The sequence below is a fragment of the Algoriphagus aestuariicola genome (genome assembly GCF_017254835.1).
In the GTDB taxonomy this organism is placed as follows: Bacteria; Bacteroidota; Bacteroidia; order Cytophagales; family Cyclobacteriaceae; genus Algoriphagus; species Algoriphagus aestuariicola.
Window position 1 is genome coordinate 1,554,697 of sequence record NZ_JAFKCW010000001.1, and the last position, 16,080, is coordinate 1,570,776.

16 protein-coding genes are annotated in these 16,080 nt (G+C 45.1%); 1 reads left to right on the plus strand and 15 read right to left on the minus strand.

Going from position 1 to position 16,080, the window contains the following annotated elements; translation table 11 throughout:
* Positions 1 to 35: 35 nt before the first annotated feature.
* The gene (locus J0A67_RS06555; protein WP_206568459.1) at positions 36 to 2,288 is read right to left on the minus strand and encodes a heavy metal translocating P-type ATPase; all 2,253 of its coding nucleotides are present in this window, start codon (positions 2,286 to 2,288) and stop codon (positions 36 to 38) included.
* Positions 2,289 to 2,435: 147 nt separating this feature from the next.
* Between J0A67_RS06555 and J0A67_RS06560 the strand changes: the two genes are divergently transcribed.
* Positions 2,436 to 2,882 (plus strand): DinB family protein, encoded by a 447-nt coding sequence (locus J0A67_RS06560; protein WP_206568460.1) that lies wholly within the window; start codon positions 2,436 to 2,438, stop codon positions 2,880 to 2,882.
* A 54-nt stretch (positions 2,883 to 2,936) separates the two neighbouring features.
* Here J0A67_RS06560 and J0A67_RS06565 read toward each other — a convergent pair whose 3' ends face one another.
* From J0A67_RS06565 to zwf, 14 genes are all read right to left on the minus strand, one after another.
* A complete protein-coding gene (locus tag J0A67_RS06565; protein ID WP_206568461.1) occupies positions 2,937 to 3,347 on the minus strand; it encodes a nuclear transport factor 2 family protein in 411 nt (136 codons plus the stop codon).
* A gap of 241 nt (positions 3,348 to 3,588) precedes the next feature.
* Entirely contained in the window at positions 3,589 to 3,864 is a 276-nt protein-coding gene (locus tag J0A67_RS06570; protein ID WP_206568462.1) for an FUSC family protein, read from the minus strand.
* A 240-nt stretch (positions 3,865 to 4,104) separates the two neighbouring features.
* Positions 4,105 to 4,878: a LamG domain-containing protein gene (locus tag J0A67_RS06575; protein ID WP_206568463.1), complete on the minus strand. Its 774-nt coding sequence runs from the start codon at positions 4,876 to 4,878 to the stop codon at positions 4,105 to 4,107.
* Positions 4,879 to 4,900: 22 nt separating this feature from the next.
* On the minus strand, positions 4,901 to 5,644 hold the full coding sequence (locus J0A67_RS06580) for an NADPH-dependent F420 reductase (RefSeq protein WP_317195052.1): 744 nt from the start codon (positions 5,642 to 5,644) through the stop codon (positions 4,901 to 4,903).
* A 9-nt stretch (positions 5,645 to 5,653) separates the two neighbouring features.
* Positions 5,654 to 6,220 (minus strand): Crp/Fnr family transcriptional regulator, encoded by a 567-nt coding sequence (locus tag J0A67_RS06585; RefSeq protein WP_241265077.1) that lies wholly within the window; start codon positions 6,218 to 6,220, stop codon positions 5,654 to 5,656.
* Between the two features lie 468 nt (positions 6,221 to 6,688).
* Complete coding sequence (locus tag J0A67_RS06590) at positions 6,689 to 7,090, minus strand: hypothetical protein (RefSeq protein WP_206568466.1); 402 nt, start codon at positions 7,088 to 7,090, stop codon at positions 6,689 to 6,691.
* A 76-nt stretch (positions 7,091 to 7,166) separates the two neighbouring features.
* Complete coding sequence (locus tag J0A67_RS06595) at positions 7,167 to 7,730, minus strand: AraC family transcriptional regulator (RefSeq protein WP_206568467.1); 564 nt, start codon at positions 7,728 to 7,730, stop codon at positions 7,167 to 7,169.
* 28 nt (positions 7,731 to 7,758) lie between these two features.
* On the minus strand, positions 7,759 to 8,538 hold the full coding sequence (locus tag J0A67_RS06600; protein WP_206568468.1) for a TMEM175 family protein: 780 nt from the start codon (positions 8,536 to 8,538) through the stop codon (positions 7,759 to 7,761).
* Positions 8,539 to 8,661: 123 nt separating this feature from the next.
* Entirely contained in the window at positions 8,662 to 11,124 is a 2,463-nt protein-coding gene (locus J0A67_RS06605) for a TonB-dependent receptor domain-containing protein (protein ID WP_206568469.1), read from the minus strand.
* A gap of 51 nt (positions 11,125 to 11,175) precedes the next feature.
* Positions 11,176 to 11,937, minus strand: a complete 762-nt coding sequence (madM, locus tag J0A67_RS06610; protein ID WP_206568470.1) for a malonate transporter subunit MadM — start codon at positions 11,935 to 11,937, stop codon at positions 11,176 to 11,178.
* Positions 11,930 to 12,292 carry a malonate transporter subunit MadL gene (madL, locus tag J0A67_RS06615; protein WP_206568471.1) on the minus strand — a complete coding sequence of 121 codons (363 nt, stop codon included), beginning with the start codon at positions 12,290 to 12,292 and terminating at the stop codon, positions 11,930 to 11,932. Before madL ends, madM begins: the two co-directional genes overlap by 8 nt.
* Positions 12,293 to 12,309: 17 nt before the next feature.
* Positions 12,310 to 13,788 (minus strand): acyl-CoA synthetase, encoded by a 1,479-nt coding sequence (locus J0A67_RS06620; RefSeq protein WP_206568472.1) that lies wholly within the window; start codon positions 13,786 to 13,788, stop codon positions 12,310 to 12,312.
* A 129-nt stretch (positions 13,789 to 13,917) separates the two neighbouring features.
* Positions 13,918 to 14,610: a 6-phosphogluconolactonase gene (pgl, locus tag J0A67_RS06625; RefSeq protein ID WP_206568473.1), complete on the minus strand. Its 693-nt coding sequence runs from the start codon at positions 14,608 to 14,610 to the stop codon at positions 13,918 to 13,920.
* A complete protein-coding gene (zwf, locus tag J0A67_RS06630; protein WP_206568474.1) occupies positions 14,611 to 15,993 on the minus strand; it encodes a glucose-6-phosphate dehydrogenase in 1,383 nt (460 codons plus the stop codon). It lies immediately after the preceding gene.
* Between the last annotated feature and the right edge of the window lie 87 nt (positions 15,994 to 16,080).

A 16,080-nucleotide genomic window follows, 5' to 3' on the forward strand; every position in this document is an offset into this window, starting at 1 on the left:
AGGTATTTATTAATTGGTTTAGGAAAATTTCGATTTTAAAGTTTACGAGTTTTTAATCTAAGGCTGTTCAATACTACCGAAACTGAGCTAAAGGCCATCGCAGCTCCGGCGATCATAGGATCCAGCAAGAAGCCATTGAGCGGATAAAGGACACCTGCTGCAATAGGAATCCCGATCAAATTGTAGATAAAGGCCCAGAAGAGGTTTTGCTTGATGCCATTTACCGTCAAGTGGGACAATCGAAATGCTTGCGGAATTTTCTCTAAATCCGAAGTGATCAGGGTAATCTTGGCCACATCCATCGCGATATCCGATCCATGTCCCATGGCAATACTTACATCTGCTTGTGCCAAAGCTTCCGAGTCATTGATTCCGTCTCCGACCATCGCGACTGTCTTGCCTTGGTTTTGAAGTTTTTTGACAAATTCTGATTTATCAGAAGGCATCACTTCAGCTTGGTATTCTTTGATTCCAACTTCCTTGGCTACTGCCGAAGCGGTTTGTTGATTGTCTCCAGTCAGCATGTAGACTTCCACACCGGATTTTTGGAGTTTGGCAATGGCCGACTTTGAACTCGGTTTAATCTGATCCTGAATTCCAAGAATCGCCAAGGCTTGTTCCTGATCGGCAAACCAAATCACAGTTTGGGCTTGTTCACTCCAGGTTTTTGCCTGCACTTTTAAATCTGAAGGGATGGAGATTCCATTTTCCTCAAGGAGCTTCAAATTACCTGCGAAATAGGTTTTTCCGTCTTTAGTTCCTTTCACACCTCGGGCAGTAATGCTTTCGAAATGCTCCAAGGAAGTTGCTTCGACATGCTGTTCTTTCAAATGCTTCACCACCGCTTCTGCCAAAGGATGCTCGGATTTGGATTCGAGAGAATGTAGAATTGAATTATAATCCACTTTGGACTGACCACTGCCTCCCGCAAACTGCACACTGCCTACAGTTGGTTTTCCTTCGGTAATGGTTCCGGTTTTATCCAAAATGATGGCATTAACCTGATGCCCCAATTCCAAACTTTCTGCTTCTCTAATAAGGATATTGTTTTCTGCACCTTTGCCCACACCGACCATGATGGCCGTTGGTGTGGCCAATCCCAAGGCACAAGGACAGGCAATGACTAAGACCGAAACTGCTGCCAACAAGGCATGGGAAACCGCATTTTCTCCTCCCCAAATCATCCAAACTCCAAAGGTTACCAAGGCAATCACAATCACCACAGGCACAAAGATTCCGGCGATTTTGTCCACCAGTTTCTGCACAGGAGCCTTGCTGCCTTGCGCCTCTTGCACCCGCTGGATGATCTGGGAAAGTAGGGTAGAAGCTCCCACTTTTTCTGCTTCGATCTCCAAACTTCCCTTTTGGTTGATGGTACCGGCAAAGACCGCATCCCCGGTTTTCTTTTCCACCGGAACAGGCTCGCCGCTGATCATGCTTTCGTCCAGATAGGAGCTTCCTTCCAAGACTTTTCCGTCCACGGGGATCTTTTCTCCGGGTTTGATCAGGATGCGATCACCCACCTGTACTTCTTCGATTTTGATTTCCTGGGGCTTACCGTCTTGGATTCGGGTCAAAGTTTTGGGTTGAAGGCCCATGAGCTTTTTCAAAGCGGATCCAGTTTGGGATTTGGCTTTTTCCTCCAGCATTTTCCCCAAGGAAATAAACACGATGATTACCGTCGCCGCCTCGAAATACACGTGGGGATGGATGCCCCGCTGATGCCAAAACTCTGGAAATACCGTGTTGAAGACCGAGAAGATAAAGGCAATCCCGGTACTCAGGGCCACGAGCGTGTCCATATTGGCTTTGCCATGTTTGGCTTGCTTGTAGGCATTGGCATAGAAATGTCTTCCAAAAAAGAACAGAACCGGAATGGAAAGTGCCATACTGATCCATTTTCCAGGTTCCCACTCCATAAAAAACATTCCCAAAATGAAAACAGGCAAGGTCAGCAAAGCAGCACCGATCGTTTGCTTCTTGACAGCTTGGTATTTCTTCTCCTGTTCTTCCTGCACCGTTTCCTGCACGTCTTTGGAACCGACCACCAAGCCATAGCCGATATCGACTAGGGCGGCATTCAGCCTTTCAGGGGTAGTGCTGTCATCGTACTCGACTTGGACCGTATTGGTAGCAAAGTTTACTGCGGCTGATTTGACTCCATCGGTGTATTGCAAAATAGTCTCCACGCTGGAGGCACAGGCCGCACAGGTCATGCCGGTGACTGGAAAAATCTCCTTGTGGAGTTTTCCGGTCGTTTGTGGGGTATTTGTGGTTGCTGTTTCCATAGCTAAGAATTGATGATACAAATTTGTCCTCTTACTTGCGGAAAAGTGTTACAGGATTTTGGGAGAGTTTTATAAGATTTTGCTGGATATCGGAAATACTCGTTGATTTGGCCTACAGATGTACTTATCCCATTTATTCCCTAAGCCATGAAGGAGTTTTTACAACGCTTTTTTGAATACAATTACCAGATCAGTCAATCGCTGGATACCCGATTTCAATCGTATCATTACCAACTGGATGGTGAAATCATCCGCTTAGCCAATCACCTGATCAATGCCCATCAGATCTGGATCGAGCGGATTGAAGGAAATATCACCTTAAGAAATCCCTGGGAAGATTTTCCGATTGAAAGTTTTCCTTCCAGAAATGAGGCCTTATACACCAAGACCTTGGAGATTTTGAAGCTGGTAGATCTGGATGCTAAGATTTCTTTCCACAGCTTTTCCGGAGCGGCCTTTGAAAAAAGGGTTTCGGATATGCTGATTCATATTATCAACCACGCTACTTACCACCGAGGACAATTGGCTTCGATGATGCGAAAAAGTGGATTGGAACCTGTGCCTTCCGATTACATTCACTGGGCTCAGGCATAAACACAGGTTCCTGTTGTTACCTAGTTTGGATAGGCGAATGGAGTGCTATTCATCCTATGCCATTTCAGCCTCTGCCAGTTTTTTAGTGTCCACATATTGCTGAAAGGCGGTGATTTTCCCGTTGTCATCTAGAGTCCAGAGATGCGCCACTTGTGCATTATAGGTCTTACCCGTGGCCTTCACTTTGGCATCGTATCGAAGAGTTGCCAACACCATGCTTTCATCCATTCCATGAAGTTTGATATTCATCAGGTTGAAGTAGTCATGGTTGGCACCCAGACGCGCAAATACTCCCGTCAATACGGCATCGGTACCGATGTAAGGATTGCCATCGGCAAGTGAATTGCCTTCGGCTTCGTTCCATTTGATTTTGGGATGCATTTTACCAAGAACGGTCGGCATATCGCCAACAGCAAATGCTTGGTAAATGGTGTCAATGACTTGGATGTTTTGGGCGGATGTCATAGCTGAGAAATTTGGTGAGTGATAAATCTTAATCAGGGTCCCTCAAGCATTCGCTTGCGATTTCTCTGGTTTCCATCAAGTTACGAAAATTTTAGACGCTATCCTTCTGAAACTTTGAAGGAGCTGTCCTAGAAAATGGGAAAGTAGAGGAAGACTCGAGAAAAAATGGTTGGAAAGTGATGAGGCAAAAATTTCCGCCTTAAGAAATGACTTGATCCTATCTGCCTTTTAGGGACAGGATTTATTTCAAATTTCTTTCTTGGAGTACCTTATCCAGAATTTTGGCTCGTAGGTTTTTGGGGTCATTTACCAGCTTGTAAATGAAAAATAGGGGGATCAAGGTGAAAAGCCCCCAAGTACTTTTCGCGATGCTGTAAAAAATAATGCCTGCCAGGAATCCTATAAATACCGCATTGGTCAGGGAAAAAGATTTCAATTTTTTGGCTTCCGCTTGGAGCTCTTGGTCGGATAGGGCATCAAGTTCTTTTTCTATGGACTCAGCTGATCCAGATTTCATTAATCCCTTTGATTCGTTTGCCATAAAAATCTGTTTAATGAAGTTCTAACCCTGAATTTGGTGAAAAGTTAATCTATTCTGGTTCAATTTCTTCTCAAGACTTTTGAAGCAATCATGAGGCAGAAAGGTCAAAAGGCTGGGGAAAAGTGCAGCTCAGTTTTCTTATAAATCAAAAAAAGCGTAGAGCTTGTCTACGCTTTGAACCAAAAGCTATTTTTCTGAAAATCTAGTTTTCCTTCCTTAAATGTCATTCACTTTTTCTCCTGAATTCTTTTTAGGAATGAAGGCCCGCTTAGTCACTTTCAAATCCCGAAAGTAGCCGATGGTGGCGATATCCACATACAGGCCTACTGAGCCCTGTTGGTTTTTTCCCAACATCTTGGCCACGATAAAGGAGGAATACTTCAGGTCATTGATGAACATTTCAGCTGTTTCACCATTGACTTCGATTCGCATTGTGATCCATTCATTTAAGGCTACTGGGGCAGATCCCTCATACGATCCTGCTGGGAATTTGTCCCGCAGGGTTTGAAACTTGTAGTCAGGGTAAGAGAAATACTGCACGGCGTGGTTTCTGGCAAACTGATTATCAACTCTTCCGACTTTGGGACGGAGGTAGATGGATTCAAAAGCTGAATCATCTTCTTTGATTCTAAAATACACCCCAATGAATCCTGCTGCTGGGGGATAGGGAGAAGGGTCCTGAATCTGGCTGAGCATTTTTACTTCAATGGTTCCATTTTCAAAATCCTCCAAATCCACAAGTCTTGCATAATGTCTTTCATCGACCGTCTCTTCCAGGCGATTTTCGTCAAAGGGCAAGGCTTTTAAATCCCGCTCTATTTTCAAAGTCTTTTTGCCATTAAATTTGACCACCTCTCCGGTCACATTGTGAAGTTCAAAGGTTTGCTTGCCAAATTGGATTTTCTGCCAATTGCCTGAAGTTTGAGCATTCAGACCGAAGGTGATTTCCAAAAGGAAAAACAGGATAGATACTGATTGGATGAGTTTCATAAGCTTTTGGAAATAGAGGTTTTTACAATTTTTCGATTGCTTCAGCTTTGGAGACTACTTTTCCCAAAGCACCAAATTCATGCAAATCTCCAAACACTTCAATTCGGATGGATTGATCCAAGCCACCTACTTTTACAGCCTCGAAGCCTGCATCCTGGATCAGTTCCTTTACTTCGGCATCCACAGATTCCTCATCGGCCGCATAGAATAAAACTCCTTTTTCAGGAGATTGGAAAGCAGCAGAAGCTAAGGAAGCTACGCCCAATGTTCCGAAAGCTTTGACCAATTTGGCACCAGAGGGTAAGATTTCAGCGTTTAATTGTCCAGAGGATTCTTTTTCTCCGATGATTTTCTTGAAGCCTCCATTTTCATCCGGAGCGATTGGATTGGTCGTGTCGATAATGATTTTGCCGGAAAGGGCTTCTCCATATTGTCCAATCAATTCCTGAAGGGTATTAAACCAAACAGAAAATATCAGGATATCGGCATTTTTGATGGCTTCACTAGTTTCGGAAGCAGTGGCAAGACTCCCTAATTCTTCGGCTAGGGCTTCGGCGTCTTCCAATTTTTTACTGGCAAGGATTACGGGTCTGTTGCCTTTTACCAGGATTTGAGCAACTGCTTTTCCGATGTTTCCAAGGCCGATTACGGCTACTTTTGAGGATGTTTTCATGCTATTTCGTGTTTGTTTTTGCTGATGTTTTGATAAAACAAAGTTGCATCCGAGGGCTGGTTCCCACCGATGAACTGAATCAAGAAATAGTATTGATCTAGATCAAGCCTTTTTGGCTTGCTTGTTTCTCAAGCGGCTTAAAAACTCCGGGGAAATGCCCAAAAATGAGGCAATTTGGGTTTGTGGGAGTCGATTGTTGAGATGGGAATAGCTTGCCAAAAAGGAATTATACCTTTCCTCAGCTGTAGAACTGATGGTCTGTAAAAGTCGCTTCTGTGTGGAAACGAAGCTTTTTTCGATCAAAACCCGAAAAATACGATCGAACTTGGGAGCATTGATATAGAGAGAAAGCAGGTTTTCGTGGTTGATCTGAAGTACCACCGTATCCTCGATGGCGTCGATTTCAAGTTCGGAGGGAGTTCGGTCATGGAAACTACCAATATTGGTCAACCACCAATTTTCTGAGGCGAATTGCAGAATGTGCGTGTTTCCTTTCTCATCGATCTTGTACATCCGCAAGCAACCTCGGACTATGAAGTTGAATTGGTTGCAGACATCGCCTTCCTGGAGGACAAATTGCCTTCTTCGATACAGTCGGGGTTTGAATAGTTCCAATACTAATTGCTTCTCCTTGGAATCAAGTGGGATAAGCTGTTGAAAATAATCCAATAGGGGTTGGATTTGAGATTGTTCAAATTGATCTGAATTCATTATTTGTAAATCTATTGGAATTTACTAATTCCTAAAGAATAGCAAAGGGTAAAGGCTGATGGCAGTAGGCAAAGTGTAGGATAATGGGTATCCACTAAAAACATCCGAGGTCGGACTTCTGGGCTGCGTGATCCCGTCTAAAAGCCTCGGTGTCGGAGTAAAAACATGCGGTGCCGGAGTAAAAACATGGGATTTCGGACCAAAAAGCTGCGGCATCGTGGTTCTAAGATCCGACACCGCAGCTAAAAGGTCCGGTATCGCATATAAAAGGTGCGACATCGCATCTAAAAGGTCCGGCATCGGATATTTGAGGTGGGGAGGGGTACCTTGGAGGTGGGTCCAAGGATAGGTTTGGATGAGTTATGAATTTCATAAAAGATTAACAATAAAGAAGAATAATTCGAAGTGTTTCTTGTAAAATTAATTTTAGAACCAGTTTCTAATTTTAAAACAGACTTGTGTAATTATTATAGGCACCATAAAAATTAATCCGGAATAAAAAGACCAATTAAGTGATTTATATCCCCATAAAAAGAAAATTATTGATGAAAGTCCGGTAATTAAAAATAATAATAGAAGCAGTTTGTTTCTCCTAAAATCCTTTTCTCTTATTGCTAAAACGAATTGTGTTAATAGTGAAGCAATTAAAAAACCATTTGCCATTATAATAAACACTTTAACTGCAATGGGAATCCCATCTCGGCTCCAAAGTAATCCAAATGTGATTGTCAAAAGCCCAAGAAAGAGATAATTTTCAAATTTTTTAAAGTAATTGATAAATAGGTTTTTTAAGTAATAAATAAATCCACCATCATTTATATCCTCCATAAATAGAATGAATCAAAGTTTTAAATCTCAGTTTTAATAAAATATTCAGATGTTATTACCAAACTAGTTCTTTTTTTTATATCCCATCTAAACTTCTCCTTTTCACTTGCCCATTTTTCTTGAATTCACTGGGCGTCATGCCGGTTTCTTTTTTGAATTGGGAACTGAGATAGGCCACGGAGCTATAGCCCATCTGGAAGGCGATTTCGGAGAGGCTGAGTTCGTCGTAGAAGAGGTATTCCTTGACTTTTTCGATCTTTTGGAGGGTATAAAACCGCTCGATGGTGATCCCCTCTACGGAAGAAAACAACTTGCTCAGTCCGGTATATTCCTGGTTTAGTTTTTCGGAGAGATAGGAAGAAAGATTTTCATGCAAGCTGTTATCCTTTTGGTGGACCAGTTCCACGATCAAGGTTTTGATCTGGGAGATTTGGGCGGATTTTCCCGGTTCCAAAAGCTCAAAGCCCCGGCTATGAAGCAATCGAGCAAGCTTTTCTTTTTGGGAATCAGAAATAGCATAGCTGAGATTCACTTTTCCCAATTCCACTTTGGCATCCAGCTTTTCTCCTGAAAAAATCTCCGACACCGCCTCGATGCAGCGCGGGCAAACCATATTTTTGATCAACAGGGTGGATTCCATGAAATTCTATTTTGGAATTGGATAACGTTTACTCCGAGTTTAAAGGTTCTTCAATGTCGGGACTATTCAACAAGTCGGCCTTTTCGATTCTTTTGCCTCCCCAGTAGCCCATCAGCGGCATCACTACCATATAGGAAACATAAATAAAGCCGGAGATCATGAAGGTGTAAATTCCTCCCAGTTCGAAACCCGCAAAAATTGCCGAACACAGCGGGATAAGTCCCGCTGCTATGTTCATTCGGATACTGTTTCGGGTAAGGAGAATTTCTTTGGGCGAAAGATCAAGAAGTTTGGATTTTTTGAGGGCTCGGGCATTTAGCCAGACAAAAACCCAAAATATCCCCGAGGCGCCGATTCCGTAGATTACCATCAGTTGGGGAGTGTCTTCCATCAAGATGGTTTCAGAGAAAATCACCTGGATAGCCTTCTCATTTCCGGTGAAAAGGGCTGTATAAATGTCGATCAACAGGCGAAAGAGGAATTTGAGAGGATAGGTATAGAAAAGCACCAAAAACAACAGGATGGTGTTGATCGCTGCCGTGCCGGCATCGCGAAGTCCGAAGCGGATGAAAAACAGGTAATGCTGATACCAGATCATCATTAGGATGGAGATCGTTCCGGCAAAGGGAATGAAGTCCTTGATAAATTCTCTCAATTCCTCAAAAGTCTGGGGCGGAGAGCTGGACAGCAAAAGCAAACCGATCGCAATGGCGAATACCCCGTCGCTCAGGGATTCGATTCGGGTATTTTCTAGGCCTCTCAGTCTAAATCCCAGTTTTTCCTGGGCGGATTTGATGGTTGATTTCAAAAGATCAAAGCTTGGCTAATCCAATATAAAAGATAATTGCTTTGATTTTAAGTGATTGAGGGCGACTAGTTTGGTATTAAGCGCATCAGAGGTCGGTTTAGCCTCATTTGTCTAAACACAGAATCAAAACTCTTTCTCGCCAAACTCGCTTTTCACAAACTTCGCGCGGTTCTTAGATCGGTTGATCGTGTAGGATAGGTTCAGCAGGATCATGTCTACTTCCTGTATATAATTGGTCGTCGTGTAAAACTCCCCATCCCGCCAAGTGGTAATCCGCTGCTCGTTGGTCTTTAGTGCGCCTAAATCGATGTTTTGCCAGAGAAGATTGACGGCCAACTGACCATCCATGAAGGTCTTTTTGATGTTCAAAGAAGGAAGATAAAAGCGGCTGTCTTCTCCCTGGGCTGTCACACGCCTGGAGAGATAGTTTAGGGTAAACTGGGAACTGATGGTTTTAGAGAAGTTGAAGGTTGTATTGAAGTTATATGAATAGGTCCATGCCGCCTGATCTACGGAACTATTGTCAAACTCTCCCCGGATGGAATAGTGGTAGACATTTCCACCCAAATAGGCCTTCCATTTTTCCGTGAAAAAGAGTTCCGTTCCCAATTCCAGTCCAATGGATTTGGCAGTTCCCACATTGGAATAGATTCGGTTGAGAATGGTGTCATTGTAAACCGTATTCACCCGGTTGACGAGATTTTCGATTCGGGTATAATAGGCCGTCACAAAGAAGCTGTTGTCTTTCCAGTTTTTGATCATTCCAGCTTCGAGCGTATTGATAAATTCCGGCAATACGTTTGGATCACCTTGTTCGAGCGTTTCGCTATGTTCCCGCTCTGGGAAAGGATTCATTTTGAAGGTGGTTTCCCTCTCCACTCGCTGGGTAAAGTTCAGTTTCCAAGCAAGGTCTTCCTTGGCCTGGTAGCTTAGGCTTCCGCTGAAAAAAGGTCGGATGTAGTCATATAGGTAAGTCGTATCCAAGCTTCCGGTCTTGTCCTGCAGCTGGAATTTCCGGTCCATCAATTCTGTTCTTACCCCCGCACTGTAGGACCATTTTTCTTTCTTTTTTTCCCATTGGATATAGCCTGTATGGATGATCCGCTTGAGATCAACTTCCGAAGAAAACTCCGGTACTATTTCCCAAATTCCGGTTTCATTGTTTTTTCTCTCGTACAAAAAGTCCCCAAAATGATCCAAAAAGCGGTATTGGTAGCCTATCTGCACATTGCCGAACGAGCTTGGCTTGAAGGTATAGTCCAGATTGTATCGAATGCCGTTGAGGGGATTATCATTGGTATTGTATTCATCTTGATAGACGATAGAGAGGTCTGGATAGCCGAGGTTTCTGTTGATCGTGGGCCCGCCGAGCATGCTGTATTCGTAGAGGATGGAGGTACTGAGCTTTGAGGAATTGGAAAAGGTGTGGGAATAATCCAGACTTCCCAAAGCAAAATCACCTCGACGGTTTTGGCCGTTGGCATTGAAGTACTGAAAAGGAGCTGATTCACCACCAGGATATTCTTGGTGGTTATCGTAATAGAGAATATCCGCCGTTCTCAACTTATCTCTGACTCCTGCATAAAATCCCAAGCTGAAGGAATTGGAAGTACTTGGATTATATCCCAGCGTGAATCTTCCGGAGTAATTGGTTTCGTCGATACTTCGTTCACCTTCGGATGGGAAATAAGTGGTGGTATCACCCTCGATGGTGTATACATTTCCTACCCGTTTGCCAGCAATGTCGTTTCGCTGGTAGCTTGCTCCGAGGGAAAGATCCCATTTCCCCTTTTGATAATTTAGGTTAAAATCTCCGCCGTACCGATTCTGGGGAGCTTTGTTGTCGTAGTTTTCGATGGATGGAAAGCCCAATTTCCCGTTGAATTGCAGGTAGAGTCCGTCAGTAGCGCCTTTTTTGGTAGTGATATTGATGATCCCGGCTTTTCCCTCTGAGTCAAACTGCGCCCCGGGTGAGGAGAGCCATTCCACCTTTTCTATGCTGTTGGCGGGCAGCTGTCCCAAGAGCATCATGGGATCTCCCTGAGTAGGACGGCCGTTGATCATCACGACAAAGCCCGTGTTCCCGCGGATCGCGAGAGTTCCTTCGGAATTGATGCTGACGCCTGGTAGGTTTTTGAGGACGTCGGTCGCGGCGCCGCCTTGGGCTGCTTCGAAGTTGTCAGCGGAAAAGCTCTGTTTTTCGGGTCGGAATTCCGTCGTGATTCGTTGTCCTTGGACTTCTATTGCTTGGAGATCCTGAGCGGAACTGGAAAGGGAAATTACTCCCAGATCAAGTTTTTGATTTCTGCTCAACTCAAACCCCCCAGAGCTTGCCGGGCCAAAACCCATAAAGCTGGCAATAATATAGTATCGGCCCGGAGAAGAGTTTTCGAACGAGAATTTCCCCTCCTGATCTGAGATAGTGCCGTCAATAAAGACGCTGTCCTTTTGAGAAAAAAGCACAATGGAGGCATATTCGATGCCTTTCTGAGTGCTTTGATCCTGAATTCTCCCACTAATTTGACTTTGGGTAAATGCCAATCGGGCCCAGCCTACGAAAAAGAATAGAAAAAGAGTTGATTTCATTTGCTCCAAAGATACCTAGCCTTAGTCCTTGTTGGATTTCCATTTATCAAACTAGCCAACCAAGATTTTAATAAACAGATAGAAAACAGAAGGACAAACCAAGCAGCCCAGCCCTGTATAAAAGGTAGCCGTGACAGCACCATAAGGCACCAATCTGGGATCGGTGGCTGCCAGACCTGCGGCCACGCCACTGGAAGTTCCCATGATTCCACCGAAAGCCATGGCTGAGCCAGCAGTTTTCAATCCGATTTTCTTAGCTAAAATGGGAGTAAAGATGGTCACAGCAATGGTTTTCACGACTCCTGTTCCGATGCTCAAGGCGATCACCTCCGAGCTGGCCCCCAAAGCTCCACCCGTCACTGGACCGACGATATACGTGCAGGCTCCGGCTCCGATGGTGCAAAGACTTACTGCATCTCGATAGCCAAATGCCCAAGCCAAGCCAACTCCCGCAATAAAAAACACTCCTATTCCCAATACCAAGGAAATTAAGCCAAGAATTCCGCTTTTCTTGATCAACACAAAACTGGCCCCGATCGCTGTGGCAACAATTGCAAAGTCCCGAAACATGGATCCTCCGAGTACCGAAAGTCCTTTGAACAATTGTAAATCAGCCAGTCCTTTTTCTCCCCCTCCAAAAACTCCTCCGAGATAGCCAAAGAATAGCGCTAGGAAGATGGCCAATGCAGAACCTGGAATTCTGGAATTCAGTACTTTCTTGGAAAACCAATCGGTGATCCAAGTCAAAGTTCCAACGAGCAAAAAGGCGACGATCAAGCCATTTTTATCCAGCACTTGCATCAAATCATTCATGGGCGGCTGGAAAAGATTTGGTTAAGATTTTAAAAACCCAGAATGCAAGCAAAACAGGCACAATGCCCGCCAGGATGGCCAATGTTCCAGCGGAAAGCGCCGATTTGACATTGAGGCTGGCAGCCATGGCAATGACAACGGGAATATAGAGCTTGTTCCAAAATTCGATTCCAAACTCAAATTCCTTTTTCCACCATCCGTTTTTACGAAAAGTCTCTGCCAGTAACAGAAGAAAAATCATCGCAAACCCCACTCCGCCCACATTGGCATCGATTCCCAGCCAAGTGCCAAGAAGTTCCCCAGCCCACATGCCTAGTAAAAAAGAAAAGGAAAGTACAGCAAGTCCTTGGATCATTTCGGAGTCAGTTAGGGTTAAAACAACTTTTTGAGGTCGTTTTTGACCACCTTGCCCATGGCGTTTCTGGGCAGCTCGTCTAGGACAATGTATTTTCTTGGAGTCTTATAGGCGGGCATTTGGGCTCGTAGCCATTGGTTGATTTCTTTGGGATCAGTCGATTCCTTCAGGATCAAGGCGGCAGAAACCAACTCTCCCCATTCCTCGTCCGGGATACCAACGACCCCGCAATCATTGACCGCAGGATGCTTTCTTAGGATTTCCTCGATCTCCAAGGCCGAGATTTTGTAGCCGCCTGATTTGATGATGTCTATCGAATCCCTTCCTAGGATGCGGTAATATCCATCTTCAATGACAGCCACATCCCCGGTTCGGAACCAGCCGTCCTGTGTAAATGATTTGGCGGTAGCTTCCGGCTTACCCCAATATTCTTTAAACACAGATGGACCTTTGATCTGAATTTCGCCAGGCTGACCGATTTCTATTGTTTGGTTCTTCTCATCGACTAATCTGGCTTGCACTCCAGGCAAAGGCTGCCCAATATATCCTGCGCGTCGTTCTCCTTCATAAGGATTGCTGATGGCCATTCCGATTTCCGTCATTCCGTACCGCTCCAGAAGGTAATGCCCGGAAATTCCCTTCCACTTTTCCATCACGGAAACGGGCAGGGCTGCAGAGCCTGAGACCATCAGCCTAAACTTAGCCATGCAATCCCTGAGCTGCTGCTGCTCTTCTTCTATACAGGATTCAAATTCCGATATCAGCTTGAAGTATATGGTAGGCACCGCCATAAAGACATTTACTTTTCCTTCCAAAAAAGTATCAAATACCTGCTTTGCATCGAATGGATGAAGGAATTGGAGAGTTGCACCAGCCCAAAGAGCAGAGGAAACCACATTGATAATTCCGTGTACATGATGGAGTGGGAGAAGACAAATCGTATGATCCTCCGGAGACCATTGCCAGGCATTAATCAAGGTGCTGACCTGAGATTCGATGATGTTATGAGTCGTAAGAACTCCCTTTGGCAGGTTTGTGGTGCCGGAGGTATATAGGATCATGGCACCTCGTTGACCATCTATTCTTGGAAGTTCTTTTCCGGAAGAAGCCGAATCGATCTCTTCAAAAGTCAAGAATCGAATGTTTTTTTCCTCGGCGTAAGCCTGAAGTATCTCCACATATTCTGGCCCCGCGATGATGATTTTCGTTTGAGTATCTTCGATGACATAAGCCAAAGAAGGTAATGGGTATGTGATACAAAGGGGAACGGCAATGCCTCCAGCTTTCCAAATTGCCCATTGGATTTTGACATAATCGAAGCCTGGCGAAACCATGAAGGCTACTCGTGCTTCAGCCAAATCAGATTTTTTTCCCAGGAGTATCGCGGCGATTTTGTCGCTTTCCGCTTGGAGTTGTCTATAGGAATAGCTCCCTTCCGGGTCTATGATGGCGGTTTTATCGGGAGAGGTTAGGCTTTGGGCAAATAGGTTCAGCATTTATGCGGCAATTTCCCCTTAAGATACCCATTAAATGGAATTTTGAAAGTCGAAGTAGCCAGCAGCTAGATGAAGGAAAAGTCAGGCAGTTTTCCAAAAGAAAAGGCTGCCATGTGACAGTCTGTTTGATTAATTGATAGAGACAGCAGCGCTCTCTTCGGTCAGGATGATTGTGTGCTCCTGGCTGATATTTCCCGCTGGAATGGCGGGATCTTGGTGTAGGAGTCGGTTCAACATTTCAGCTTTTTCCTCTCCGGTGATCACCCAAAGAATCTTTTCTGCTTGGTTGATCAAGGGATAGGTGAGAGTCATCCGATACCGGCCCTGGTAGGGATTGCCGGTCAAAGCTACGTCTCTATCCACCACCTGAAGGACCTCGTCACCGGGGATAAGGGATGCCGTATGCCCATCGGTGCCTATCCCCAAGTGTATCAAATCAAGTTTTCCGGTTTCCGTAATTCTTCGGATGCTCTCTGAGTACTCGAGGCAGGCTTGGTCAAGATCCTCAGCGACGACATGCATGGGGAAGATATTCAAGCGGGTAGGCAACTTGGTATCTTCTATGGATTTGAACAATTGGGTCAGATTTCGATCCGGATGCCCGTCTGGGGCGATCCTCTCATCAACTTGAAAAAGAAAAACCTTTTCCCAGGGCAAATCATGGGCAGCAAGTGCTTTGATCATTTCCCAAGGCGTTCGGCCGCCGCTGATGGCCATCGTGAAAATGCCTTTTTTTGCAATGTTTTCTCTGATCCTGTCCGCGATGTAGTCGGCTGCTTCTTTGGCCACTTCACTTGCGGACTGAAATGTTCTGATTTCCATTTATTTACTTTTTGTCACTACTGGATTGTTCCAACCACCAAGAGGCAAAATTTGCTCGTTTACTACCTCCGGTCCCCAAGAATTAACATCATATGTATAAACGGGATGGTCGGAGGATAAGTATTCATCAACGATTTTCCATGCCTCCTCTACATAATCTTGGCGTGCGAAATGGGTGGGATCGCCTGCCATTGCATCCGTGAGCACCCGTTCATAGGCTTCTTTCTCATTGGGAAAGGGAGTGGGATTTCCTTGGACCTCGGTCAGCACCGATGCCATATCTTCTCCCGGTGCCATAATTAGCATTCCAAACGCGACTTTTACATCCGGACTTATGCGAAAGCGTATATGGTTGGGTTGGGTGGCAATGGTGGAATATGCTGACGGCAAATGCTTGAATTTGACGACGATCTCGGTGCAGGTTACCGGGAGGTTTTTGCCCGCTCTGATGTAGAAAGGCACGCCTTGCCATCTGGGTGAATCGATATGCAGTCGCATTGCCGCGAAAGTCTCTGTTTTGGAGTTTTCTTTCACGGCTTTTTCTCCGAGATATCCCTCATATTGGCCGCAGATGACGTCTTGGGCTTTGAGGGGAGCGATAGCTTTCAACACCTTGACTTTTTCGTCACGGATAGACTCGCTGTCCAGAGCCTTCGGCGGCTCCATGGTCAGGTTACACAGGATTTGGAAAAGGTGGTTTTGGATCACGTCGCGAATCGCCCCGGTGACGTCGTAGAACGCACCTCGGCCTTGGATTCCAAAGTCTTCGGCCATCGTGATCTGTATGCTCTCGATGTGCTTTTTGTTCCACACCGGTTCGAGAAGTGAGTTGACAAACCGGAAGAAGACGATATTGTTGACTGGTCTTTTGCCCAAGTAGTGGTCGATCCTGTAGATCGCGCTCTCGGCAAATTTTGCCAAAAGCACCCTGTTCAATGCTTTGGCAGATTCAAAATCAGTCCCGAATGGCTTCTCCACGATGACTCGTGCGCCTTTCGCACAGCCCGAGTGGTCTAGCTGGGCGATGATGGTTGGGAAAAGAACGGGCGGGATGGCCAGGTAGTGGGTGGGATTGTTTGCTTCTCCCAAGGCTTCCCGTATTCTTCTGAAAGTCCCTTGATCCGTATAGTCGCCGCCTACGAAAGCGAGAAGACTACAGAATTTCTTGTAGGATTCCTCTTCGAATTGCCCGTGTTTTTGGATGCTTTCCTTTGCACGGGCACGGAGTTTTTCAAGGTCATATTCACCCCTCGCCACGCCAATGATCGGAGAGTTTAGATTTCCCCTCTTTACCATCATGTGAAGTGCCGGGAATATTTTTTTATAAGCAAGATCTCCGGTTGCACCGTAGAAAACCAAAGCATCTGATTTGACTTGACTCATGAATGAAAGCGTGATTAAGACTTGGAATGGGTTGAGCAGTTCCGGAATGATTTCAGAGTCCGGAATTCGATTTTATTGAAATGTGGA